Annotated in this window: 21 protein-coding genes; 10 read left to right on the top strand and 11 right to left on the bottom strand. The window is 59.5% G+C overall.

Translation table 11 applies throughout. The annotated features are described in order from the left end of the window. Positions 1-145 precede the first annotated feature (145 nt). The 4 genes from ubiG (at position 146) to yfaE (ending at position 4,994) form a co-directional block, all read left to right on the top strand. The gene (gene ubiG / locus SK54_RS09285; protein WP_006811346.1) at positions 146-874 is read left to right on the top strand and encodes a bifunctional 2-polyprenyl-6-hydroxyphenol methylase/3-demethylubiquinol 3-O-methyltransferase UbiG; all 729 of its coding nucleotides are present in this window, start codon (positions 146-148) and stop codon (positions 872-874) included. Positions 875-1,223: 349 nt separating this feature from the next. After that, entirely contained in the window at positions 1,224-3,509 is a 2,286-nt protein-coding gene (gene nrdA, locus SK54_RS09280) for a class 1a ribonucleoside-diphosphate reductase subunit alpha (protein ID WP_023295072.1), read from the top strand. 100 nt (positions 3,510-3,609) lie between these two features. After that, entirely contained in the window at positions 3,610-4,740 is a 1,131-nt protein-coding gene (nrdB, locus tag SK54_RS09275) for a class Ia ribonucleoside-diphosphate reductase subunit beta (protein ID WP_048247942.1), read from the top strand. Next, the gene (gene yfaE, locus SK54_RS09270; RefSeq protein WP_003859419.1) at positions 4,740-4,994 is read left to right on the top strand and encodes a class I ribonucleotide reductase maintenance protein YfaE; all 255 of its coding nucleotides are present in this window, start codon (positions 4,740-4,742) and stop codon (positions 4,992-4,994) included. Before nrdB ends, yfaE begins: the two co-directional genes overlap by 1 nt. An 83-nt stretch (positions 4,995-5,077) precedes the next feature. On the opposite strand, the gene glpQ is transcribed toward yfaE, so the two are convergent. Together glpQ and glpT are read right to left on the bottom strand one after the other, a co-directional pair. Further along, on the bottom strand, positions 5,078-6,139 hold the full coding sequence (gene glpQ, locus SK54_RS09265) for a glycerophosphodiester phosphodiesterase (protein WP_023304137.1): 1,062 nt from the start codon (positions 6,137-6,139) through the stop codon (positions 5,078-5,080). Between the two features lie 11 nt (positions 6,140-6,150). Next, positions 6,151-7,503 (bottom strand): glycerol-3-phosphate transporter, encoded by a 1,353-nt coding sequence (glpT, locus tag SK54_RS09260; protein WP_003859423.1) that lies wholly within the window; start codon positions 7,501-7,503, stop codon positions 6,151-6,153. Positions 7,504-7,753: 250 nt separating this feature from the next. Between glpT and glpA the strand changes: the two genes are divergently transcribed. Genes glpA through glpC form a run of 3 tightly spaced genes read left to right on the top strand, consistent with a single transcriptional unit; the run spans position 7,754 to position 11,776 of the window. Beyond that, positions 7,754-9,382 carry an anaerobic glycerol-3-phosphate dehydrogenase subunit A gene (glpA, locus tag SK54_RS09255; RefSeq protein WP_045347862.1) on the top strand — a complete coding sequence of 543 codons (1,629 nt, stop codon included), beginning with the start codon at positions 7,754-7,756 and terminating at the stop codon, positions 9,380-9,382. Beyond that, the gene (gene glpB / locus SK54_RS09250; RefSeq protein WP_048247071.1) at positions 9,372-10,589 is read left to right on the top strand and encodes a glycerol-3-phosphate dehydrogenase subunit GlpB; all 1,218 of its coding nucleotides are present in this window, start codon (positions 9,372-9,374) and stop codon (positions 10,587-10,589) included. Before glpA ends, glpB begins: the two co-directional genes overlap by 11 nt. Then, positions 10,586-11,776, top strand: coding sequence for an anaerobic glycerol-3-phosphate dehydrogenase subunit GlpC (gene glpC, locus SK54_RS09245; RefSeq protein ID WP_015572283.1), 1,191 nt, complete (start codon positions 10,586-10,588; stop codon positions 11,774-11,776). The genes glpB and glpC overlap by 4 nt, the downstream gene beginning before the upstream one ends. A gap of 31 nt (positions 11,777-11,807) precedes the next feature. Here glpC and SK54_RS09240 read toward each other — a convergent pair whose 3' ends face one another. The 4 genes from SK54_RS09240 to tctD form a co-directional block, all read right to left on the bottom strand. Beyond that, on the bottom strand, positions 11,808-13,007 hold the full coding sequence (locus SK54_RS09240) for a nicotinamide mononucleotide deamidase-related protein YfaY (RefSeq protein WP_048247069.1): 1,200 nt from the start codon (positions 13,005-13,007) through the stop codon (positions 11,808-11,810). 94 nt (positions 13,008-13,101) lie between these two features. After that, complete coding sequence (locus SK54_RS09235) at positions 13,102-13,644, bottom strand: YfaZ family outer membrane protein (RefSeq protein WP_003859436.1); 543 nt, start codon at positions 13,642-13,644, stop codon at positions 13,102-13,104. A 129-nt stretch (positions 13,645-13,773) separates the two neighbouring features. Then, on the bottom strand, positions 13,774-15,183 hold the full coding sequence (locus SK54_RS09230; protein ID WP_045343810.1) for a sensor histidine kinase: 1,410 nt from the start codon (positions 15,181-15,183) through the stop codon (positions 13,774-13,776). Next, positions 15,170-15,844, bottom strand: a complete 675-nt coding sequence (gene tctD, locus SK54_RS09225) for a transcriptional regulator TctD (RefSeq protein WP_006811361.1) — start codon at positions 15,842-15,844, stop codon at positions 15,170-15,172. Before tctD ends, SK54_RS09230 begins: the two co-directional genes overlap by 14 nt. Before the next feature lie 152 nt (positions 15,845-15,996). Between tctD and SK54_RS09220 the strand changes: the two genes are divergently transcribed. From SK54_RS09220 to SK54_RS09210, 3 genes are read left to right on the top strand one after another with little or no spacing between them, the layout of a single operon-like run. After that, positions 15,997-16,977, top strand: a complete 981-nt coding sequence (locus SK54_RS09220; RefSeq protein ID WP_006811363.1) for a Bug family tripartite tricarboxylate transporter substrate binding protein — start codon at positions 15,997-15,999, stop codon at positions 16,975-16,977. A gap of 11 nt (positions 16,978-16,988) precedes the next feature. Next, positions 16,989-17,420 (top strand): tripartite tricarboxylate transporter TctB family protein, encoded by a 432-nt coding sequence (locus tag SK54_RS09215; protein WP_003859443.1) that lies wholly within the window; start codon positions 16,989-16,991, stop codon positions 17,418-17,420. Positions 17,421-17,431: 11 nt separating this feature from the next. After that, positions 17,432-18,946 (top strand): tripartite tricarboxylate transporter permease, encoded by a 1,515-nt coding sequence (locus SK54_RS09210; protein ID WP_006811365.1) that lies wholly within the window; start codon positions 17,432-17,434, stop codon positions 18,944-18,946. Here SK54_RS09210 and menE read toward each other — a convergent pair whose 3' ends face one another. Genes menE through menD form a run of 5 tightly spaced genes read right to left on the bottom strand, consistent with a single transcriptional unit; the run spans position 18,947 to position 24,567 of the window. After that, complete coding sequence (gene menE, locus SK54_RS09205) at positions 18,947-20,308, bottom strand: o-succinylbenzoate--CoA ligase (RefSeq protein ID WP_048247067.1); 1,362 nt, start codon at positions 20,306-20,308, stop codon at positions 18,947-18,949. Continuing rightward, entirely contained in the window at positions 20,305-21,270 is a 966-nt protein-coding gene (menC, locus tag SK54_RS09200) for an o-succinylbenzoate synthase (RefSeq protein WP_048247065.1), read from the bottom strand. The genes menE and menC overlap by 4 nt, the downstream gene beginning before the upstream one ends. Continuing rightward, positions 21,270-22,127 carry a 1,4-dihydroxy-2-naphthoyl-CoA synthase gene (gene menB, locus SK54_RS09195; RefSeq protein ID WP_003859452.1) on the bottom strand — a complete coding sequence of 286 codons (858 nt, stop codon included), beginning with the start codon at positions 22,125-22,127 and terminating at the stop codon, positions 21,270-21,272. The genes menC and menB overlap by 1 nt, the downstream gene beginning before the upstream one ends. After that, positions 22,124-22,900: a 2-succinyl-6-hydroxy-2,4-cyclohexadiene-1-carboxylate synthase gene (gene menH, locus SK54_RS09190; protein WP_048247063.1), complete on the bottom strand. Its 777-nt coding sequence runs from the start codon at positions 22,898-22,900 to the stop codon at positions 22,124-22,126. Before menH ends, menB begins: the two co-directional genes overlap by 4 nt. Beyond that, positions 22,897-24,567: a 2-succinyl-5-enolpyruvyl-6-hydroxy-3-cyclohexene-1-carboxylic-acid synthase gene (gene menD / locus SK54_RS09185; protein WP_017693008.1), complete on the bottom strand. Its 1,671-nt coding sequence runs from the start codon at positions 24,565-24,567 to the stop codon at positions 22,897-22,899. The genes menH and menD overlap by 4 nt, the downstream gene beginning before the upstream one ends. Positions 24,568-24,571 lie beyond the last annotated feature (4 nt).

The raw sequence follows: 24,571 nt of genomic DNA, 5'->3' as shown, positions 1-24,571 counted from the left end.
TAACCGCTATCCCTCTACTGTATCCCGGATTCAAAGGTCGCAAATTATAACACAGCCGCGGTGATACAGGTAAACCTATACGCTTTATTCACAGGGATTGCCTGATATACTCATTTGTCTTGCTAAATAAGGAGTAAAAGCGCCCATGAATGCCGAAAAATCCCCGGTGGCTCACAACGTTGACCACGAAGAGATTGCCAAATTTGAAGCGGTGGCGTCCCGCTGGTGGGATCTCGAAGGTGAGTTCAAACCTCTGCATCGTATTAACCCGCTGCGTCTGGGCTATATCGCGGAGCGTTCCGGCGGTCTGTTCGGTAAGAAAGTGCTCGACGTCGGCTGCGGCGGCGGCATCCTGGCGGAAAGTATGGCGCGTGAAGGGGCCACCGTCACCGGTCTGGACATGGGCTTCGAACCTCTACAGGTTGCGCGTCTTCATGCGCTGGAGTCCGGGGTACAGGTAGAATATGTCCAGGAAACCGTGGAAGAGCACGCGGCAAAACATGCGCACCAGTATGACGTGGTGACCTGCATGGAGATGCTGGAGCACGTTCCCGATCCGCAGTCGGTGGTCAGCGCCTGTGCAAAACTGGTGAAACCGGGTGGACAGGTCTTCTTCTCGACCATCAACCGCAACGGCAAAGCCTGGCTGATGGCCGTGGTAGGCGCGGAATACGTGCTGCGCATGGTGCCGAAAGGGACGCACGACGTGAAGAAGTTCATCAAGCCTGCCGAACTGCTGGGCTGGGTTGACCAGACATGGCTTAAGGAGCAGCACATGACGGGCCTGCACTACAATCCGCTGACGGATAAATTCAAACTTGCCCCGGGCGTGGATGTTAACTATATGTTGCACACAACCGCCAAAAACGACTAACGTCATCCGTTATTCTTATAATGATTGCGCGACATCATGTTGCGCAATTCTGACCTCCCGTTGAAGAAATCAGCACTCGATCAAATTTTGAATTTTTTTTCTTAATTATTGACATCTCTTCCAGGCCTTACGGCACGAGGACTTAGCCTTTTTTACCCTTTCACAACCTCAATTTAACGTCAAAATCAACCCTTGTGCTGAAAAGATTCGATACTAGAATACTCACCATATAGCGTTCTTCTTATCGCAAAACCCCTATATGTAGTATTTATCCACAGAGTTAGTCACAAGACGGTTCTGTGGATAAGCGGGGGATATTTTTTTATTTCACGGACAGGTAAAAACCCACATGAATCAGAGTCTGCTGGTGACAAAGCGCGACGGTACCACCGAGCGTATCAATCTGGACAAAATCCATCGAGTTCTCGACTGGGCAGCAGAAGGACTGAACAACGTATCTATCTCCCAGGTTGAACTGCGTTCTCACATTCAGTTCTACGACGGCATCAAAACGTCTGATATCCACGAAACCATTATCAAAGCCGCGGCAGATCTGATCTCCCGCGACGCACCGGATTATCAGTACCTCGCTGCGCGTCTGGCGATTTTCCACCTGCGTAAAAAAGCCTACGGCCAGTTTGAGCCGCCGAAGCTTTACGATCACGTGGTGAAAATGGTTGAGCTGGGCAAATACGACACGCATCTGCTGGAAGACTATACGGAAGAAGAGTTCGAGCAGATGAACGGGTTTATCGATCACTGGCGCGACATGAACTTCTCCTACGCGGCGGTGAAGCAGCTCGAAGGCAAATACCTGGTTCAGAACCGTGTGACGGGCGAAATCTACGAGAGCGCCCAGTTCCTCTATATTCTGGTGGCCGCCTGCCTGTTCTCTAATTACCCGCGTGAAACCCGTCTGGACTACGTGAAGCGTTTCTACGATGCGGTCTCTACGTTCAAGATTTCTCTGCCTACGCCAATCATGTCTGGCGTGCGTACCCCTACCCGTCAGTTCAGCTCCTGCGTACTGATCGAGTGTGGTGACAGCCTGGATTCTATCAACGCGACCTCCAGCGCCATCGTGAAATACGTCTCCCAGCGTGCCGGTATCGGCATCAACGCCGGCCGTATCCGTGCACTGGGCAGCCCGATCCGCGGCGGTGAAGCGTTCCACACCGGCTGTATTCCGTTCTACAAGCACTTCCAGACGGCAGTAAAATCCTGCTCTCAGGGCGGCGTGCGTGGTGGTGCAGCGACCCTGTTCTACCCGATGTGGCACCTGGAAGTGGAAAGCCTGCTGGTTCTGAAAAACAACCGCGGCGTGGAAGGCAACCGCGTGCGTCACATGGACTACGGCGTGCAGATCAACAAGCTGATGTACACCCGTCTGCTGAAAGGGGAAGACATCACCCTGTTCAGCCCGTCCGACGTCCCGGGTCTGTACGACGCCTTCTTCGCCGATCAGGACGAATTCGAGCGTCTGTACACCAAATATGAAAAAGACGACAGCATCCGCAAGCAGCGCGTGAAAGCGGTCGATCTGTTCTCCCTGATGATGCAGGAACGTGCTTCTACCGGCCGTATCTACATCCAGAACGTTGACCACTGCAACACCCACAGCCCGTTCGATCCGGTGGTTGCCCCAGTGCGCCAGTCCAACCTGTGCCTGGAGATCGCCCTGCCGACCAAACCGCTGGAAGACGTGAACGACGAAAACGGTGAAATCGCGCTCTGTACGCTGTCCGCGTTCAACCTGGGTGCGATTAAGAGCCTGGACGAACTGGAAGAGCTGGCGGTGCTGGCGGTTCGTGCGCTCGACGCCCTGCTGGACTACCAGGATTACCCAATCCCGGCGGCAAAACGCGGCGCAATGGGCCGTCGCACTTTAGGTATCGGCGTGATCAACTTCGCCTACTGGCTGGCGAAAAACGGCAAGCGTTACTCCGACGGCAGCGCCAACAATCTGACGCACCAGACGTTCGAAGCGATTCAGTACTACCTGATGAAAGCCTCTAACGAGCTGGCGAAAGAGCAAGGCGCGTGCCCGTGGTTCAACGAAACCACCTACGCGAAAGGCATTCTGCCGATCGACACCTACAAAAAAGACCTGGATGCGATCGTCAGCGAGCCGCTGCACCTCGACTGGGAAGGCCTGCGCGAGTCCATTAAAACTCACGGCCTGCGTAACTCCACGCTCTCTGCCCTGATGCCGTCCGAGACCTCTTCGCAGATCTCCAACGCCACCAACGGTATTGAGCCACCGCGTGGCCACGTCAGCATCAAAGCGTCGAAAGACGGCGTGCTGCGTCAGGTGGTGCCGGATTACGAAACGCTGGGTGACAACTACGAGCTGCTGTGGGAAATGCCAAACAACGACGGCTATCTGCAACTGGTGGGTATCATGCAGAAGTTTATCGACCAGTCGATCTCTGCCAATACCAACTACGACCCAACGCGCTTCCCGTCTGGCAAGGTTCCGATGCAGCAACTGCTGAAGGACCTGCTCACCGCCTACAAATTTGGCGTGAAAACGCTGTACTATCACAACACCCGTGATGGTGCGGAAGACGCCCAGGACGACCTGGTGCCGTCAATTCAGGACGATGGCTGCGAAAGCGGCGCATGTAAGATCTAAGCACTTCGCCGGGTGGCGCTACGCTTACCCGGCCTACGGTTTTGTAGGCCCGGCAAACGCAGTGCCGCCGGGCAATAAAATCTCAACAGGACTCACCGCAATGGCATATACCACCTTTTCACAGACGAAAAACGACCAGCTCAAAGAGCCGATGTTCTTCGGCCAGCCGGTCAACGTGGCACGCTACGATCAGCAAAAATATGACATCTTCGAAAAGCTGATTGAAAAGCAACTCTCCTTCTTCTGGCGTCCGGAAGAAGTTGACGTTTCCCGCGACCGTATCGATTTCCAGGCGCTGCCGGAACACGAAAAGCACATCTTCCTCAGCAACCTGAAGTACCAGACGCTGCTGGACTCCATTCAGGGCCGTAGTCCGAACGTGGCGCTGCTGCCGCTGATCTCGATTCCTGAGCTGGAAACCTGGGTAGAAACCTGGGCGTTCTCCGAGACGATCCACTCCCGCTCTTACACCCACATCATCCGCAACATCGTGAACGATCCGGCGGTGGTGTTTGACGATATCGTCACCAACGAGCAGATCCAGAAGCGCGCGGAAGGCATTGCGCACTACTACGACGAGCTGATCGAGATGACCAGCTACTGGCATCTGCTGGGCGAAGGCACGCATAACGTGAACGGCAAAACCATTACCGTAAACCTGCTGGCCCTGAAAAAGCAGCTGTACCTGTGCCTGATGAGCGTTAACGCGCTGGAAGCGATCCGCTTCTACGTGAGCTTCGCCTGCTCCTTCGCCTTTGCCGAGCGCAAGCTGATGGAAGGCAACGCCAAAATCATCCGCCTGATCGCCCGTGACGAAGCCCTGCATCTGACCGGGACTCAGCACATGCTGAACCTGCTGCGCAGCGGCGCGGACGACCCGGAAATGGCTGCGATTGCCGAAGAGTGCAAGCAGGAATGCTACGATCTGTTCGTGCTGGCCGCCCAGCAGGAGAAAGAGTGGGCAGACTACCTGTTCCGCGACGGCTCCATGATTGGCCTGAACAAAGACATTCTGTGCCAGTACGTGGAGTACATCACTAACATCCGCATGCAGGCTGTGGGTCTCGATCTGCCATTCCAGACGCGCTCTAACCCGATTCCGTGGATCAACACCTGGCTGGTGTCCGATAACGTGCAGGTTGCGCCGCAGGAAGTGGAAGTGAGTTCTTATCTGGTCGGTCAGATTGATTCTGAAGTCAACACCGACGACCTGAGCGATTTCCAGCTCTGATGAGCCGCGTAACGCTGAGCCTTTCTGGTACAGAGGTGTTGTGCCAGGAAGAGCACCCTTCTCTGCTGGTGGCGCTTGAAGCGCATCAGGTAGAAGTAGAGTACCAGTGTCGTGAAGGCTACTGCGGCTCCTGCCGCTGCCGTCTGGTCGCAGGCCAGGTAGACTGGCTGACCGAACCGCTGGCCTTTATCAGTGAAGGGGAGATTTTGCCCTGCTGCTGCCGGGCAAAAGGCGATATTGAGATCGAGATGTAATTATGTCGGGTGGCGCTTCGCTGACCCGACCTACAAAACCGCAGTTCGTAGGCCGGGTAAGGCGCAGCCGCCACCCGGCAATTTCAGCGTTTATCCTTCAAAAAGCTCACCGCTTTATCCGGGAAATCCGTAAACACCCCGTCCACATCCGCCTGGTTATACAGTACGTCGTAAAGCTGATTCACGTCCGTCGCATACTCCGGCAGCTGGTCTGCGCGTACGGTATACGGATGCACCTGCATCTTGCTCGCATGCGCCTCTTTCACCATCGCCGTCAGCTTCACGTGACCCGGCGTTGAGCCTTCCGCCACCAGCATGTGGTAATCCGGCCCGATGCCGTCGGCGTACTGCGCAATCTGCTTCATCGCGCCCGGCTTAAACATCCAGTCGTAGGTGTAGTTCACCCACTTCCCGTCCGGCTGTTTTTCCTGGGTTTCATTCCAGTCGGTATACGCAATCAGCTGCACCAGATTGAGATCCATCCCCATTTTCGGCTCCAGCTCGGTTTTGATGCGCTTCAGTTCCGCGGCGTCGAAACATTGCAGGAAAACCTTATCCTGCTTGCTGGTGTAGCCGTACTTTTTCAGTACCTCCAGCGTCTTCGCGGCAATGTCCTTCCCTTCCTGATGGTGGAACCACGGCGCTTTGATTTCCGGGTAGATACCGATATTTTTTCCTGTCGAGTGGTTCAGCCCCTGAACAAACTCGATCTCCTCTTCGAAGGTGTGAATACGGAAGTCAGACTTGCCCATCGGGAAACGTCCCGGATAGACCTGTACCTTCTTACCGTTTTCAATCTCGAAGCCCTCGGTAAACTTCAGCGAGCGGATCTCCGCCAGCGTGAAGTCGATGGCGTAGTAGCGACCATCTTTACGGGCGCGATCCGGGAAACGTTCCGCCACGTCCGTCACGCGGTCAAGATAGTGGTCATGCAGAACGACCAGCTGGTCGTCCTTCGTCATCACCAGATCCTGCTCCAGATAATCCGCGCCCTGGGCATAGGCCATCGCTTTTGCCGGCAGCGTATGCTCCGGCAGATAACCGCTGGCGCCACGGTGGGCGATCACGATCTTATCCGCCGCCAGCGCGGAGCCTGTCATCAGGCCCGCCAGCAGCAGACCTGTCGCTAACTGAGTTAATTTCATCGCAATGCTCCTTATTGACGACGCGCCAGCACTTCGGCGTGGTGACGTTTTTCACCAATCATCACAACAACCAACAGCAGAACAGCCAGCACGCTGCCGCCAATCATCACCATAAAGCCGCCGTCCCAGCCGAAGAAGTCGACGGTGTAACCGACGATGGCGCTTGCCGCCACTGAACCGCCGAGGTAGCCAAACAGACCGGTAAAGCCTGCCGCCGTGCCTGCCGCTTTCTTCGGCGCCAGCTCCAGGGCATGCAGACCAATCAGCATAACCGGACCATAAATCAGGAAGCCGATGACGATCATACAGGCCATATCCACACCCGGATTCCCCGGCGGGTTGAGCCAGTAAACGACCGTCGCGATGGTGACCAGCGTCATAAAGAACACGCCCGTCGCCCCACGGTTGCCCTTAAACACTTTGTCCGACATCCAGCCACAGATCAGCGTGCCGGGAATGCCCGCGTATTCATACAGGAAATAGGCCCAGGAGGATTTATCCAGCGCGAAGTGCTTCACCTCTTTCAGGTAGGTTGGCGACCAGTCGAGGATGCCGTAGCGCAGCAGGTAGACAAATACGTTTGCCACCGCGATGTACCACAGCAGCTTGTTCGGCAGCACGTACTTCATGAAGATCTGCTTTGCCGTCAGCTCTTCTTCGTGCTTCTCGCTGTAATCATCCGGGTAGTCGTTTTTGTACTCTTCAATCGGCGGCAGGCCGCAGGACTGTGGGGTGTCGCGCATCAGAGCGAAGGCGATAATCGCCACCAGAATGGCGCCAAAGGCTGGCATATAGAGCGCGGCATGCCAGTCGTTGAACCAGGCCATCCCCAGCAGGAACAGCAGCGGTGGAAGCCCGCCCCCGACGTTATGCGCACAGTTCCAGACCGAAACAATTCCACCACGCTCTTTCTGTGACCACCAGTGAACCATGGTGCGTCCGCATGGCGGCCACCCCATCCCCTGGAACCAGCCGCAGAGGAACAGCAGCACGAACATGATGGCAATGCTGGAGGTCGCCCACGGCACAAAGCCCATGAACAGCATCACCGCTGCCGCGAGGATCAGACCGGCGGGCAGGAACACGCGCGGATTCGAACGATCCGACACCGACCCCATAATAAACTTCGAAAAACCGTACGCGATGGAGATCCCCGACAGCGCAAATCCCAGATCGCCGCGAGAGAAGCCCTGCTCCACCAGGTACGGCATGGCGAGCGCAAAGTTTTTACGTACCAGATAGTACGCCGCATACCCGAAGAAGATCCCGAGGAAGATTTGCCAACGCAGACGGCGGTAGAGAGGATCAATCTCTGCCTCTGGCAGTCGCGCCCGATGTGGCGCAGGTTTAAAGATACTGAGCATAACAGCCTCCGTGGCCTTTCAAAAAATGACCGGGCATCTCGCGCCCGGCTACAGAGGCGGCGATGTTAAGAAATCACGGTGAATGTTACTGTGAATCAACGCACAGATTGTTACAGAAATATGACAGAATGCGCAAAAAAGCGCATGAAATCACGTTTCACTTTCGAATTTCGCGCGTTTATGTTCGAAATCAAACAAACCACACGATCAATGTGGCTAAATGCTAAAAAACGAACATAGAGGAAAGGCAATGACAATTCACGATCCACGCTTCAGCGATGTGATTATCATTGGCGGTGGCGCGACGGGTGCCGGCATCGCACGCGACTGCGCCCTGCGGGGATTGAGCGTCACGCTTCTGGAACGCCACGATATCGCCACCGGCGCGACGGGACGTAATCACGGTCTGTTGCACAGCGGCGCCCGCTATGCGGTCACTGACGCTGAGTCAGCACGCGAGTGTATCGCTGAAAACCAGATCCTCAGGCGCATCGCCCGCCACTGCGTTGAACCGACCAACGGTCTTTTTATCACCCTTCCAGAAGATGACCTCGGCTTTCAGCAAACCTTTATCACCGCCTGCACGGCGGCAGGCATTCAGGCCGAGGCGATCGATCCTGCGCAGGCGCGCCGTCTTGAACCCTCGGTAAACCCGGCGTTACTGGGCGCGGTAAAAGTACCGGACGGAACCGTTGATCCTTTCCGCCTGACCGCCGCCAATATGCTCGACGCGCGGGAACATGGCGCCCAGATCCTGACCGGGCATCACGTCACCGGGCTTATTCGTGAAGGTAATAGCGTGCGCGGGGTGCGCGTGTTTGATGTGCAGTACAACGAACACCGCGAGCTGTATGCCGCCGTCGTGGTCAACGCGGCGGGGATCTGGGGCCAGCGCATCGCGGAATACGCGGACCTGTCGGTGCGCATGTTCCCGGCGAAAGGCTCGCTGCTGATCCTCGACCACCGCATCAATAACCATGTCATCAACCGCTGCCGTAAACCGTCTGACGCCGATATCCTCGTGCCGGGGGACACCATTTCGTTAATCGGCACGACCTCAATGCATGTGGACTACAGCGAAATTGATTACAACCGCGTCACCGCTGAAGAGGTGGATATCCTGCTGCGCGAAGGGGAAAAGCTGGCCCCGGTGATGGCGCAGACGCGTATTCTGCGTGCCTACGCGGGCGTGCGTCCCCTTGTCGCCAGCGATAACGATCCGAGCGGGCGTAACGTCAGCCGCGGCATCGTGCTGCTCGATCACGCCGAACGTGACGGCATGGACGGGTTTATCACCATTACCGGCGGCAAGCTGATGACCTACCGGCTGATGGCCCAGTGGGCCACCGATGCCGTCTGCCGTAAGCTCGGCAACACCGCACCGTGCGTGACGGCGGAACAGGCTCTGCCCGGCTCGCAGCAATCGACAGAAAAAACGCTGCACAAAATCATTTCACTCCCTGCCCCGCTTCGCGGTTCAGCGATTTACCGTCACGGCGACCGCACCCCAACCTGGCTCGGTGAAGGGCGACTCAGCCGCAGCCTGGTGTGCGAATGCGAAGCCGTGACCGCAGGCGAGGTGCAGTATGCCGTGGAAAACCTGACGGTGAACAACCTGCTCGATTTACGCCGCCGCACGCGCGTCGGGATGGGCACCTGTCAGGGGGAGCTGTGCGCCTGCCGTGCCGCCGGGCTGCTGCAACGTTTTCACGCCACCACGTCAACCCAGTCGCTTGCCCAGCTCAGCGATTTTTTAAACGAGCGCTGGAAAGGCATTCAGCCCGTCGCCTGGGGCGATGCCCTGCGCGAAAGCGAGTTTACCCGCTGGGTCTATCAGGGGCTTTGCGGTCTGGAGAAGGAGCACAACCATGAAATTTGATACCGTGATTGTGGGTGGGGGACTGGCGGGCCTGCTGTGCGGCCTCAAACTGACGCAGCGGAGTCTGCGCTGCGCCATTGTCACTCGCGGTCAGAGTGCCCTGCACTTCTCTTCCGGCTCGCTGGATTTACTGGGCGCGCTATCGTTCGCCGATCTGCCGCCTGAACATCCCTACCGCCTGGCGGGCGCAGAGAATATGGCCCGCTTTGCCTGCGAAACCGAACACCTGCTCACCACCTGCGGCGCACGCATGCAGGGTGACGCCGAGCAAAATCATCAGCGCGTCACGCCGCTCGGCACCCTGCGCGCCGCCTGGCTTAGCCCGGAAGAGGTGCCTGTCGCCCCCATCGCTGCCGAGCGCGTGCGGGTGGTGGGGATCAGCGGCTTCCTCGATTTCCAGCCGCATCTGGCCGCCGCGTCTCTCAGACAGCAGGGTGTTCAGGTGGATACGGCGGAGATTGATCTCCCCGAACTCGACGTGCTGCGCGAAAACCCCAGCGAGTTTCGTGCGGTGAACATTGCCCGCCTGCTGGATAATGAAAGTTACTGGCCGCAGCTGTACGCGGCGCTTCAACCGCTCGGCGAGACCTGCGACGCCCTGTTTATGCCCGCCTGTTTTGGCTTAACGGACAACCGGCTCTGGCGCTGGCTCTCGGCGCGCCTGCCCTGTACGCTCGGTTTACTGCCGACGCTCCCCCCTTCCGTGCCCGGCATTCGTCTGCACACCCAGCTTCAGCGTCAGTTTGTTGCCCAGGGTGGCGTCTGGATGGCAGGCGACGAGGTGAAAAAAATCACCCTGGCTGAGGGCGCGGTAAGCGAAATCTGGACCCGCAACCACGGCGACATCCCGCTTCGCGCACGCTTTACGGTGCTGGCAAGCGGCAGTTTCTTCAGTAACGGTCTGCTGAGCAGCCGGGATGGCGTGCGTGAGGCGATCCTCGGTCTGGACGTCCGGCAAAGCGCTTCCCGCGCGGACTGGTATCAAAGCGATTTCTTCACCCCGCAGCCCTGGCAGCAGTTCGGCGTGATCGTCGACAGCCAACTGCGCCCGCGGCTGGGCGGGGAACCGGTTGAAAATCTTTACGCCATCGGCTCGGTTCTGGGCGGGTACGATCCCGTGGCGCAGGGCTGCGGTGGCGGCGTCTGCGCCGTCACTGCGCTGCATGTCGCGGAGCAGATTCTCCAGCGCAGGGAGGGAGCACAATGAACGACACCCGATTTGAAAGCTGTATCAAATGCACGGTCTGCACCACGGTTTGCCCGGTCAGCGGCGTCGATCCGCGCTATCCCGGCCCGAAACAGGCCGGTCCCGACGGGGAGCGTCTGCGCCTGAAGGATGGCGCGCTGTACGACGAGGCGCTGAAATATTGCATCAACTGTAAACGCTGCGAAGTGGCCTGCCCGTCAGATGTGAAAATCGGCGATATCATCCAGCGCGCCCGCGCCCGCTACAGTACGCAAAAACCGACGCTGCGTGACGCGATACTGAGCCACACCGATCTGATGGGCAGCCTCTCAACGCCTTTCGCGCCGGTCGTCAATGCCGCCACCGCCCTGAAGCCGGTGCGCAGGCTGCTGGATGCGACGCTCAAAATCGACCACCACCGCAGCCTGCCGAAATATTCTCACGGCACCTTCCGCCGCTGGTTTAAATCCGTGGCGGCAGAACAGGCGCAGTTCACTGAGCAGGTCGCCTTCTTCCACGGCTGCTACGTGAACTACAACCATCCGCAGCTGGGAAAAGACCTGCTGAAAGTCCTGAACGCCATGGGAACGGGCGTTCAGCTGCTGAACAAAGAAAAGTGCTGCGGCGTTCCGCTGATTGCCAACGGCTTCATCGACAAAGCGCGCAAGCAGGCGAGCAGCAACGTCACCTCTTTACGCGAGGCGATCGTCGACAAAGGGATACCGGTACTGGCGACGTCTTCAACCTGTACCTTCACGCTGCGCGATGAATATCCGCATCTGCTGGATGTGGATAACACCGGCCTGCGCGAGCACATTGAGCTGGCGACCCGTTTTCTCTGGCGCAAACTGGACAGCGGTCAGACGTTACCGCTGGGCAAATTGCCGCTGAAGGTGGTGTATCACACGCCATGTCATATGGAGAAGATGGGCTGGTCGATCTATACGCTTGAGCTGCTGCGGCTGATCCCCGGGCTGGAGCTGACGGTGCTGGACTCACGCTGCTGCGGCATCGCAGGCACGTACGGCTTCAAGCGTGAAAACTACCCAACGTCACAGGCCATTGGCGCGCCGCTGTTCCGGCAGATTGAAGAGAGCGGCGCAGATATCGTGGTGACGGACTGCGAAACCTGCAAGTGGCAGATCGAGATGTCCACCAGCAAACGCTGTGAACATCCCATTACCTTGCTGGCAAAAGCGCTGGCGTAACCGTTGCCGGGGACTCTGCCCCGGCACACTTTCACTCTACGAACAGCGATTCGACGACGTTGATCCAGCCGTGCTCGCTGGCGACCTCTTTCCCGTTCAGCCAGCGGCGCAGCATGTTCAGTGCCATCATCGCGCACATCTCCTGACGCACGGCCAGGCTGTGGCGGGTAATGCTCATCCTGACCCGCAGGGCGTGCGTCCCTTCCGGCGTTGCAAGGGCAAAGTTGAGATGCTCCTCATCCAGCCCGCCCACAAACAGCGCCAGCCCGGCGAAATGCTTCACTCTGCGCTCGGACGCCCAGCGCGCGGTCTGCGCCAGCGTCTCCTGCTGGAACGGCACCACTTCACTGGCCAGCAGCGGCGCACCCGCCCGGGTAAGCTGAAGCGCCAGAAGCCCACCGGTAAACTGCTCGCTTAACGTCACGCTCAGCTGGCGGGACTGCAAATGCGCTGCGATCTGCGCCGGCAGCCCTTCCGTTCCTTCGAAAATCAGGCTTTCCCCGGCGACGCGCTGCACTTCCGGCCACAGCGCCAGCATGCCGGCTTTCTCTGACGCCGGTCCGGTCAGCTTCAGTTCAATAATCGGCATGGAGGAGCGATAGCCCATCGACACGCCAGGAGGCAGTTGCAGGTGATCGAGGCTCTGGGCCAGATCGCTTTCCGAGCGACCAAAGGTGGTCAGACGCAGGCACAGCGGCGGTTCAGGCAGCGTAAAGCGCGCGCGCAGGCGCGGCAGGATCTGCTGCTCGACCATCACTTTAAATTCCGACGGCACGCCCGGGGTGAAGAACATCAGGCAGCGGTTCAGCTGAACGGCAAACCCGCAGGCGGTGCCGACCGGGTTATCAATCAGTTCCGCGCTGGCGGGAATTTCAGCCTGCTTGCGGTTGCTGGGGGCCATCACGCGGCCACGCCCGGAGAAAAAGCGCTCCATCTGTGCCAGCCACGCCTCGTGCAGAACCAGGCCTTCGCCTTTGGCCGTGGCGGCGGCCAGCGCGCTGAGATCGTCGCTGGTGGGTCCCAGCCCGCCGTTCACAATCAGCACGTCGCAGCGTTCGCTGCGCTCGCGCAGAACGTTGACCAGCGACTCAAGATTGTCACCTACGGTGTTGCGGCGCGTTAACGGTAATCCTTGCTCAAAGAAGAGATCGGCGAGCCAGGCGGCATTGGTATCAATGATTTGCCCATGCAGCACTTCGTCGCCAGTGGATAACATTTCCACATTTATCATTGTGTTCTCCCATTTCAATGGTCAAAACACTATAGCGCAATCGAGGACCGGGGGAAGAGAGAAACTGGCGCGACTGAACGCCGCGCCGAGAGGATTAGAAACCGGCGCTCACGCCGACGTACGGACCGTCTGCCAGGGCGTTGTCGCGGTTGCCGTCTTTACCGGCCAGGTTCAGATAGCGATAGCCCGCTTCGATGGTGATCGGACGCATGATGGTCCAGCGCGCGCCGGCATTAGCTTCCTGATAGCTGTCGATACCGCTGGAGAGGGAATCCGGGGAGTAGTAGTACTCACCGAACAGGCCAAAGCTGTCGCCAATTTTCCACTGCAAGCCGCCGCCCACTGCCGCCGCGTAGCCTTCGTCGCCGTCGTTCGGGTTGGTGTAAATGCCTTTACCGCCGACGGTCGCCAGGAAGGGACCCAACGGCACGTTGAAGCCGAGGCCCAGGCTTGCCGCATCCCCATCGTCGTCGTTGTGCGTCCAGCCGCCGGTCATTGCCAGGCCTGCGCTATCCGTGCCAAGACCAAAGCCCAGATGGGTATAATCTTGTCCCGCCGAGCCGTTGAAGGAAATTGCGTTTGCCGCTGCTGAAACAAACATCAGGCCGCTTAAGCCCATTAATGCCACTTTTTTCATTGTCGTGATCCCGCACAATTTATTCAGAGATGTCCAAAAACCGCGAGATTTTAACCTGACTGCCTGTGTGATCAATGGACTCCGCGTGCGGCGGGCAATTAGTTTGTAACGATTTGATAATATCGGCATTTATACCAGCATCAGAAAGCGCATTTTCACGCTCAGCCCACCCAGATTTTCACTGGGCATCAGCTGAAGATGGCTGCGGTGCAGGCGGGCAATATCGTTAGCCAGCGCCAGGCCAATGCCGGACCCGGCGGCATCGCCCACGTTATCCAGCCGATGAAACGGCAGCATGGCCTGGGAGATCTGGTCTTCAGCAATGCCCGGTCCGCTGTCCTCCACGCTCAGCTCAACGGCATCGTTAGCCGTGCGCAGGTACACCGTCACGACGCCCTGCTCCGGTGTGTATTTGATTGCGTTCTCCAGCAGGTTGGCGCAAAGTTCGCCCAGCAACACGTCATCCCCCTCAATCATTACCGACTGCTGTACGCCGTCATAACCGAGATCGATACCCTTGCTGCGCGCCTGCGCCAGCCGGGAAAAGCAGCAGTTTTGCACCACCTGTACCAGATCGACAGGCGCAAACTGTCGCTCCCCCTGCTCTTTTCGCTTCACCGCCGAAAGCTGCAACAGCCTTTCCGTCAGCACGATGGTGTTATCCAGCGTGACGTTCATCGCCCGTAAGCTCTCCTGCCACAGCGCCGGATCGTTACGCGTCAGGGCAACCGATACCTGGGTTTTCAGCACCGCCAGCGGCGTTTTGAGCTGGTGTGAGGCGTCGGCGTTAAAGCGCGCCTGCCGCGAAAGTACGCCGCGCAACCTGTCGATATAGCGGTTAAATGCCACAATCAGCAGCCGCGTTTCCGACCAGGGCAGCAGCTCCGGCAGCGGAGCCAGCAGCCCGGGCTCACGGCGCACCATCAGGGACGAGAGCTGCCGCATCGGGCGCAGCACACGACGCAGCAGCCACGCGGTCAGGACCAGCGTAAGCAGCACCAGCAGCCCCTGCGACACGAGCGAGGAAAACAGCAGCTGAGTGGCCAGATAGCGCCGCGACTGCAACGTTTCGGCGACGTAGATCTCCGCCATCCCGAACACACTGTCCTCGTTAACCGGCTGGAGCAGCTTCGCCACGCGGATCGCCTGCCCGCGATACTCGGTATGATAAAACCACGCCAGCGCCGGATAGTGTGTAGTGCGCGACGTGGAGGGAGGCATATTCGGCAGATCGTCGTAGCCGGAGATCGTCCGCCCGTCAGGGTCCACGACCTTGTAATAGAGGCGATCGTTCATGTTCAGCTCGAAGCTGTCGAGCACGACCCAGGGCACGTTCACCTGGAGCTTGCCGTTGTGCACCACCAGCCGCTCTGACACCGTGCGCGCCGAGGATAACAGCGTGCGGTCATAGGCCTGCGTCGCCGCCTGTAACGCGCTAACGTAGCTGTTAAAGGCTGACAGCCCCCATAACAGCAGCAGCGGCAAACCCAGAAAAAGCAAAAGTTGCAGGTAAAGCGACTGCGGCTTAACCCACCTCATCGCCGCACTCCAGCACGTAGCCCAGCCCCCGGAGGGTAATGATCCGCACCCCGCTGCCGGTCAGCTTCTTACGCAGGCGGTGAATATAGAGATCGATGCTCTCGGGGCTGACGTCGTCGTTCAGGCTGAATACCTGGTCGAAAAGCTGTTGCCGGGAGACGGGACGGGTCCGGCGGTGCATCAGCACCTTCAGCAAAGAGAGTTCGCGCGGCGTGAGGGAAAGGGGTTCATCGCGCAGCAGAAAAAAGCCTTCATCATCGTACTCCAGCTCTCCCAGCCGCTGGCGCTCCTGGGTTCGTCCTTCGCTGCGGCGCAGCAGCGCGCGCAGGCGGGCATCAAGCTCCTCCAGCTCGAACGGTTTCGGCAGGTAGTCATCCGCCCCGGCATTCAGCCCCTTCACCCTGTCTGCCACGTTGCTGCGGGCGGTAAGAAACAGCACCGGCAGCGTCTGCCCGCGCTTTCTCAGGCGATGCACCACCTCCAGCCCGTCGAAGCCGGGCATGCCGATATCAAGGATCGCGACGGCATAGTTTTCTCCCTGCAAAAGATGATCGGCCGCCCGTCCATCGTTGACGCAATCCACGGCAAATCCGTTTTGTACCAGCGCTTTTTCCAGCCAGTGAGCCAGCTCACGATTATCTTCCGCCAGTAAGAGACGCATATCACATCCTGTAAAGTTGGTGTCGCAGTGAAAGGGAAATGAAAGGTTATTGTTTTAACAATCACGCAACGGAACCGCTACAAGGTGGTTCACATAATCAGAAAAAATACACCCGTACCCGTACTCCCGGTTCTCCGGCGTGAGGATAAACGATGAAAAAACAATTACTTTCTACCCTTGCTGCAAGCGTATTGCTGTTGAGTGCCTCTGTCGTCCAGGCGCAGGACGCGCCATCCCGTACCGAATGTATCGCCCCGGCCAAACCCGGCGGCGGCTTCGACCTGACCTGTAAGCTGATTCAGGTCAGCCTGCTGGAGACGAAGGCCATCGAGAAACCGATGCGCGTCACCTACATGCCCGGCGGCGTGGGCGCGGTAGCCTATAACGCCATCGTCGCGCAGCGCCCTGCCGAAGCGGGCACCGTGGTGGCCTTCTCCGGCGGTTCGCTGCTAAACCTGTCGCAGGGGAAATTTGGTCGTTATGACGTGAATGACGTGCGCTGGCTCGCCACCGTAGGCACCGATTACGGCATGATCGCCGTGCGCGCGGACTCCCCGTGGAAATCCCTGAAAGATCTGCTGACCGCCATGGAAAAAGATCCGAACAGCGTGGTCATTGGCGCGGGCGCCTCTATCGGCAGCCAGGACTGGATGAAAGCCGCGCTGCTGGCGCAGCAGGCCAAAGTGGATCCGCACAAGATGCGTTACGTGGCCTTTGAAGGCGGCGGCGAGCCGGTGACGGCGCTGATGGGCAATCACGTCCAGGCGGTATCGGGCGATCTCAGCGAAATGGTGCCCTACCTGAGCGGGGATAAGATCCGCGTGCTGGCGGTCTTCTCGGAAAACCGTCTGCCGGGCCAGCTGGCAGACGTCCCAACCGCTAAAGAGCAGGGTTATAACCTGGTCTGGCCGATCATCCGCGGCTTCTTCGTCGGGCCAAAAGTGACCGACGCCGAGTACCAGTGGTGGGTGGATACCTTCGCAAAACTTCAGCAAACCGAGGAGTTCAAAAAACAGCGCGATCTGCGCGGGCTGTTTGAGTTCAACCTGAACGGCAAGCAGCTGGACGAGTATGTCAAAAAACAGGTGAATGACTACCGCGAACAGGCGAAAGCCTTTGGTCTGGCGAAATAACCGGAGGCGCTATGAGCGATCGCATTTTTGCCGGGATATGGCTGCTGCTCTGCATTGGCGGCATGTTCGTCGCCTGGCAGATCCACAGCGAATACAGCTATGAACCCGTGGGGCCACGCCCCTTCCCCGTCGGCATAGTCGGCCTGATGCTGCTCTGCTCGGTGGCGCTGCTGCTGCGCCATCCGGATACCGTGGAGTGGCCGCCACGCCGTACGCTGCAACGTCTGCTGGTAATGGTAATTGTCCTGCTGATGTATGCGTGGGGCTTTGAGTGGCTCGGCTTCCCGATTGCCACCGCCCTGCTGACGATGGTGATTGGCATACTGTTTAACGCCTCGCTGCCTGCGGCGGGGATCTCCGGGGTCGTACTGGGCATTTTACTCTGGTACGCCTTCGACCGCCTGCTGGACGTGACCCTGCCGCTCGGCGCATGGTTTAACTAACGGAGCACGCTATGGATACCTGGATCTATCTCTCTCAGGGGTTCGCGGTAGCGATGACCCCGGAAAACCTGGTGATCGCCCTGATCGGCTGTTTCGTCGGGACCATCGTCGGCCTGCTGCCGGGCCTTGGCCCTATCAACGGCGTGGCGATTTTACTGCCGCTGGCCTTTGCGCTACACCTGCCTGCGGAATCGGCGCTGATCCTGCTGGCGACGGTTTATATCGGCTGCGAATACGGGGGGCGTATTTCCTCGATTCTGCTTAACGTGCCCGGCGATGCCGCCGCCATTATGACCGCGCTGGATGGCTACCCGATGGCGCAGCAGGGGCGCGGCGGCGTGGCGCTCTCTATTTCTGCCGTCAGCTCGTTCTTTGGCTCCATGATCGCCATTGGCGGCATCATCCTCTTCGCCCCGGCGCTGGCCCAGTGGTCGCTGGCGTTTGGTCCGGCCGAGTATTTTGCCCTGATGGTGTTCGCCATCGCCTGTCTCGGCAGCATGATGGCGCAGAATCCGCTGAAGTCGTTTTTGTCTGCGTTGATTGGCCTCAGTCTGGCCACCGTCGGCGTGGATGCCAACACCGGGGTTTATCGTTTTACCTTCGACAGCGTTCATCTCTCCGACGGCGTGCAGTTTATCGTCGTGGTGATTGGTCTGTTCTCTGTCTCAGAAATCTTACTGATGCTGGAGCATACCAGCAGCGGGCAGACGCTGGTGCGTAAAACCGGACGTATGCTCTTTAATGCCAAAGAGGGGGCGCAGTGTATTGGCGCCACCCTGCGTTCGTCGGTGATCGGTTTCTTCGTCGGCATTCTGCCCGGCGCGGGGGCGACTATCGCCAGCGCTATCACCTACATGACCGAGAAAAAGCTGAGCGGTAACAGCGACAGCTTCGGCAAAGGCGATATCCGCGGCGTGGCGGCGCCGGAGGCGGCGAATAACGCCTCGGCCTGCGGCTCGTTTATCCCGATGCTGACCCTCGGCGTGCCGGGCTCCGGCACCACGGCGGTAATGATGGGCGCGCTGACGCTCTATAACATCACCCCGGGTCCGGCGATGTTTACCGAGCAGCCCGATATCGTCTGGGGTTTGATTGCCGCCCTGCTGATCGCCAACGTGATGTTGCTGGTAATGAACATCCCGCTGATCGGCCTGTTCACCCGCATGCTGACCATTCCCCTGTGGTTCCTGGTCCCGGCCATCGCCGCCGTCTCTGCGGTTGGGGTGTACGCGGTGCACAGCACCACCTTCGACCTGGTGTTGATGGTGCTGCTCGGCGTGCTGGGCTACATTCTGCGCAAGATGCACTTCCCGATGTCGCCGCTGATTTTAGGGTTTGTGCTGGGGGAAATGCTGGAGCAGAACCTGCGCCGCGCCCTCTCCATCAGCAATGGCAACATGGGGATCCTGTGGGAGAGCAGCGTGACGAAGATCCTGCTGGCAATGGCGATTATGGTGATTGTCGTGCCGCCGGTGCTGCGCTGGGTCCGCCGACGCCAGCACAAACCGCAGCCGGATATCGGCTGATTAGCCCCTCAACAGGGCATTGACCCACTGCTTTAACGCCTGGCGGGAGATTTTAATCCCGCCATTTTTCAGTTCTGACGGCAGCGCCAGCCAGTGTACCGGCTGCTCAAAGCGCGCCAGCCTGCCCTGAACCCACTCCGGCAGCAGCGTGATATCCGTGCCCGGCTCGCATTCCACTACCGCCACCGGACGTTGCCCGTACTCGGCATCATCCAGCGGAACGACAAACGCCTGGCTTACCTGCGGATGCGTGGCGATAACGCGCTCCAGCGCTTCGGGCTGGATCCCTTCTCCACCGCTGAAAAAGAGATTGTCCATTCGGCCCAGAATGGTCAGGCGTCCGTCATGCCACTCGCCGCGATCGCGGGTGGCAAACCAGCCCTGCTCATTGACCAGCGGCAATAATGCGCCATCTCGCCAGTAGCCCGCCGCCATGCTTTCCGCCCGGAGCCAGACTTCACCGTTCACCACCTGAACGTCTCTGCCCGGCAGCGCGCTGCCCACGTCCGGCGCGCCGTCGGCCTCTTTGGCGCAGACGGTGGAGGCGAACTCGGTCAGACCGTAGCCGCAGAACGTACGGATCCCCTGCTCGCGCGCCTGTTCGGTCAGCGCAACGGGGATTTCCGCCCCGCCGAGCAGCACGGCTTTCAGCGCGACGGGATGGTGTGAATTAAGCAGCCGCCACAGCTGCGTTGGCACCAGCGAGGCGTGGGTACAGCCCTGTAGCGCCTGCTCCAGCGGCTGTTTTTCACGCACGGTGAGACGGCCTCCGCCCTGCAACCAGCGCCACAAAATCCCCTGACCGGAGACGTGAAATAGCGGCAGAGAGAGCAGCCAGTCATCGCTACCGCCGTAAGGCATCAGCGCCAGCACGCCCTTTGCGCTGGCAAGGTGGGCGGCACAGGTGTGCACCGCCGCTTTCGGCAAGCCGGTGGAGCCAGAGGTGAGCGTCATTGAGGCCAGCCGTTCTGCCCGCCACGTCACGCCGCCCTGCCCCTCGCCCTCTCTTAATACTAGACCGGGCAGACCGTCATACTCACCGTTAAGCACCAGCGCAAAGCGCAGGGTCATCTGCGGCAGGAGGACGTCCAGCAGCGGACGGGGAAGCTGAGGGTTCACCGGCAAAATGCGGGCGCCGCACTGAAGCAGCGCCAGCCAGGCCAGCAGGGTCTGCGGGTGGTTGTGGGCGAGCAGCATGACGCCGTCACCGTCCGTAACGCCCTGAGACTGAAAACCGGCTGCGAGACGATCGATACGCTTGCCCAGCTGAGACCAGCTGAGCGTTACATCGTCTAAACGCAGCGCGGGTTTATTGGCACTCCGGGTGCGCCAGTGCCGCCACGGCCAGTCGGTAAAACTCATCGCAGTGGCTCCAGCGCCCCGACGTCGAGGCACGGCAAGGTGCTGCCAGGCCACTGACGAATCAACTGGGCCTGCATCAGGTTTAGCGTATCGAGACCGGGAACGGTGTCCGGCGTTAACCATACAGCGATGCGCGCCAGCTGCGTCAGGCCGAGGCTGGATTCGATGGATGAACTGATCACCGCCGTCAGCCCTGCGGCATGGGCCGCCGCAACCTGCTCGCGCACCTTGTCGAGGCTGCCGGTCAGCGTTGGCTTAATCACCACTGCCCTGACGCCCGGCTCGGCGGCAAACGCGAAATCGGCTTCGCGCAGGCTCTCATCCCAGGCAATGGCAATGCCGGTTTCCCGGGCAAAGGCGCGCGAATCGTCGCGCGTTTTGCACGGCTCTTCGAGAAACGCGATGCGGCTGCGGTACGCCGGGTTGACGTACTTCGCAAACTGTTGCGCCCTGAGCGGCGTCCAGGCGCGGTTGGCGTCCAGGCGCAGGTGCAGATCGGGAATGGCCTCCAGTAACAGATTAACCACCATTCCGTCGCGCACTGCTTCGTACAGGCCAACCTTTATTTTCGCCACCTTCTCGCCAGGCATCGCGGAAAGGAGCGCGAAAAGTTCATCCGGATCGCCGGTACAGAGCGGCGCGGCGCAATAGTTCGCCGCGTCCGGTAAACTGCCGTCCAGCTCTGCCAGCGCACAGCTGATGCCGAACGCGGCGGAAGGAACGTCCGGCAGCGCCGGATATGCTCCCTCACGCCATTCGTACGTCCAGGCCATCAGCGCAGCCTGCGCCTCGTCCAGCGTTTCCAGGCTAAAACCCGGAAGCGGGGCGATTTCGCCCCACCCTTCCCGCTCGCCCTGCCGGAGATGCACGCAAAAGCCGTCACGGGTTTTTAACCGCCGTTCACGCAGCACCACGCCCGCGTCCATCGGTATCTGCCAGCGGTAAACCTGCGCGCAACGCATTACGGGTTCCGTTTGTATTTGCTGAAGTCCGGCTGGCGTTTTTCGTTGAACGCGTTGCGCCCTTCCTGACCCTCTTCGGTCATATAGAACAGCATGGTGGCGTTACCTGCCAGCTCCTGAAGGCCCGCCTGACCGTCACAGTCGGCGTTGAGGGCCGCTTTCAGGCAGCGCAGCGCCATTGGGCTGTTTTGCAGCATTTCGCGACACCAGCGCACGGTCTCTTTTTCCAGATCGGCGATCGGCACCACGGTGTTAACCAGCCCCATATCCAGCGCTTCCTGGGCGTTGTACTGACGGCACAGGAACCAGATTTCGCGGGCTTTTTTCTGACCGACAATGCGCGCCATATAGGACGCGCCCCAGCCGCCGTCGAAAGAGCCGACTTTCGGGCCAGTCTGACCGAAAATGGCATTTTCCGCCGCGATCGTCAGGTCACACATCATGTGCAGCACGTGACCGCCGCCGATGGAATACCCTGCCACCATCGCGACCACCGGTTTTGGACAGGTGCGGATCTGGCGCTGGAAATCCAGCACGTTCAGGTGGTGCGTGCCCGCATCATCCTGGTATCCGCCGTAGTCACCGCGGACTTTCTGATCGCCGCCGGAGCAGAAGGCTTTCTCCCCTTCCCCGGTGAGGATGATGACGCCGATAGTGTCATCGTAGCGGGCATCCGCCAGCGCCTGGATCATCTCTTTTACGGTCAGTGGACGAAACGCGTTGCGCACCTGTGGACGGTTGATGGTGATTTTGGCGATACCATCGGCGGATTTGTGGTAACGAATGTCGGTGTAGCCTTCGGAGCAGTCCTGCCATTCAACCGGCGCGTAAAGCATGTGTTCATCAGGATAGATCATAGCGTGTCCTTTGTTCGATAACGCAGTATCTGAGCCAGACTCGCGGCAACCGCGTCCGGGTTGTCCCGGTGGGCGTTGTGTCCGGCGTGAGGGATAGCATGACGCGTGGCGTTAAGTTCAGCGGCGATAGCTGCAAACTTCCCGTCACGTTCGCCATAGAGATAGTCAAAAGAAAAATCACGCGCGATGAGCGCGGGACGTAAATCAGGCTGAACGGCAAGCGAGGTGGCCTCCAGCATCTCTGCCAGCCTCGGGCCGTTGTTCCGGCTGCGCAGCGCGATCAGCGCCCTGCGCTGATCATCCGTAAGTGAGGCAAAGACCGGCTGTTGATACCAGTCGGCAAAGACGGCCTCCAGCGGCTCACTGCGAAACCGTGACGCCCAGCGGCGGTCAGAGATCAGCCGGGCCTGGCGCGCATCGGCGTCTTGCAGGCCCGGGTGTCCACCTTCCACAATCACCCCGTCTAACCCCGCAGGATGCTGGCAGGCATGGAACATCGCAATGCGGCCGCCGAGGGAGTACCCCACGAGCCAGTATCTTAGTATGTTGTAACTAACAAGGGTATGCGAGAGCAATTCACTTACCTCTGCAAACCCCGTCACGCCCGTATCCGCTGAACCACCGTGCCCAGGCAGGTCAAGGTAGAGCCGGGGGTAGTCATGCAGCGACGCCCCGACAGCCTGCCACTCGCGACAGTCGCCGGAAAAACCGTGCAGGAAAACCAGCCAGGGGTAGCCTGGTTTTCCTGGCTGGGAGAGGCCTGCGAGGATCACAGGTGACTCACCTGCGCAAGCAGATGTTGCAGCTTCTGCGCGCCGTCAGCATCGTTTACCACCAGCTCAATCAGCGTCGCGCCAGGCTGCCGCCAGGCGGTGTTCAGCGCCGTCTCCAGCGCGTCCCAGTTTTCCGGGCGATGGTACTTGAGGCTGAACATGGCGGCGGCGTGTTCGAACTGCACGTTTTGCGGCATCAGATAGAAGCGCTCACGCTCGCTTTGCGGCGTCGGCAGCAACGAGAAAATCTGCCCGCCGTTATTGTTCACAACAATCAGCACGAACGGGGCCGACGCCCGACGCAGGAGCGCCAGCGCGTTGAGATCGTAGAGGGCTGAGAGATCCCCCACAATCGCCAGCGTGGATTTCGCGCTGGCCCGCTGTACGCCAGCGGCAGTGGAGATCAGGCCGTCAATGCCGCTCGCGCCCCGGTTGCTGTACACCGGATAACCCGCCGGCAGCTGCGAAAAGGCGTCAATCAGGCGCACCACCAGGCTGTTACCGACAAAAAGTTGTCCCTGCTCGGGAAGATATTTGCGGATACGGTGCGCCAGCCCGGCTTCACTGAACGCCTCGCACTGCGTTTTGGTGAGTTCCCACGCCTGACGTGACAGCGCCGGGATCTCCACCGCCCAGGGTTTGCGTTTTTCCGCCGGATGCAATTCCAGCCAGCTGTCAATGTTGCTCACCAGGCGGCGGCCGCGATGGTGCGCCGGGTCAAGGCGTCCTTCGAGCGGATCCACCAGCCAGTACTCTTCTGGGGTACAGGTGGCCTGCCACTGGAGCAGACGCTTCCCCGTCAGGCTCGATCCCAGCTGGACGACAATCTGCGCCTGCGCCAGCTCGGTAACCGCTTTCGCGTTACCCAGCCAGAGGTCGGCGCAGGGCAGCGGCTGGCCCGTCTGGGAAAGCACGTCACCAATCAGCGGCCAGCCAAGCGTTTGTGCCCACTCCGCCGCCAGCTTGCCTTCCGCCGCACTCATCCGCCCGGCAATCACCACGCCGCGCTTCTGGCGCCAGAAGAACCAGTCGCGCTGTTTTGCGCTTTCCAGATGCGTCTGCTCGCGCAGCCAGGGTTTTTCGCTCTCCCACCAGTCTCCCAGCTGCTGTTGCCAGACGAGGCCAGTATCGTTCATTTCACCGTACAGCGGCTCGGCAAACGGGCAGTTAATGTGCAGCCCGCCGCTGCGCAGTGCGTTCATGGCGTGGTCGAGGGTTGAGACCAGCCAGCTGGCGGGAATATCCTGGGTGGGGCGCGGCAACGAGACCGTCTGTGAAGGATGCGAGGCAAAAATGCCAGGCTGACGAATCGCCTGGTTAGCGCCGCAGTCAATAAGTTCCGGGGGACGGTCGGCAGTGAGTAAAATCAGCTTTTCGCCGGTTAATCCCGCTTCTATCAGCGCCGGATAGAGGTTCGCCACCGCCGTGCCGGAGGTGACTATCACCGCCACGGGCGCTTTGCTGACTTTCGCCAGCCCGAGCGCCAGATGGCCCAGACCCCGCTCATCAAAATGGGTGTGGTGAATAAAAGCCCGGTTTTCCGCGGCAGCAAGGGTGAGCGGCGTGGAGCGAGAGCCCGGGGCAATACACACATGCCTGACACCATGACGGGTCAGGGCTTCAAGGATCACCGCCGCCCAGCGTCGGTTAAAAGAACTTACTGACATGAGA

The sequence above is a fragment of the Enterobacter sp. MGH120 genome, from assembly GCF_001037725.1.
Lineage (GTDB): Bacteria > Pseudomonadota > Gammaproteobacteria > Enterobacterales > Enterobacteriaceae > Enterobacter > Enterobacter hormaechei_C.
Note: the sequence above shows the minus strand (reverse complement) of the source record. Positions and strands in the feature narration are given on the sequence as shown.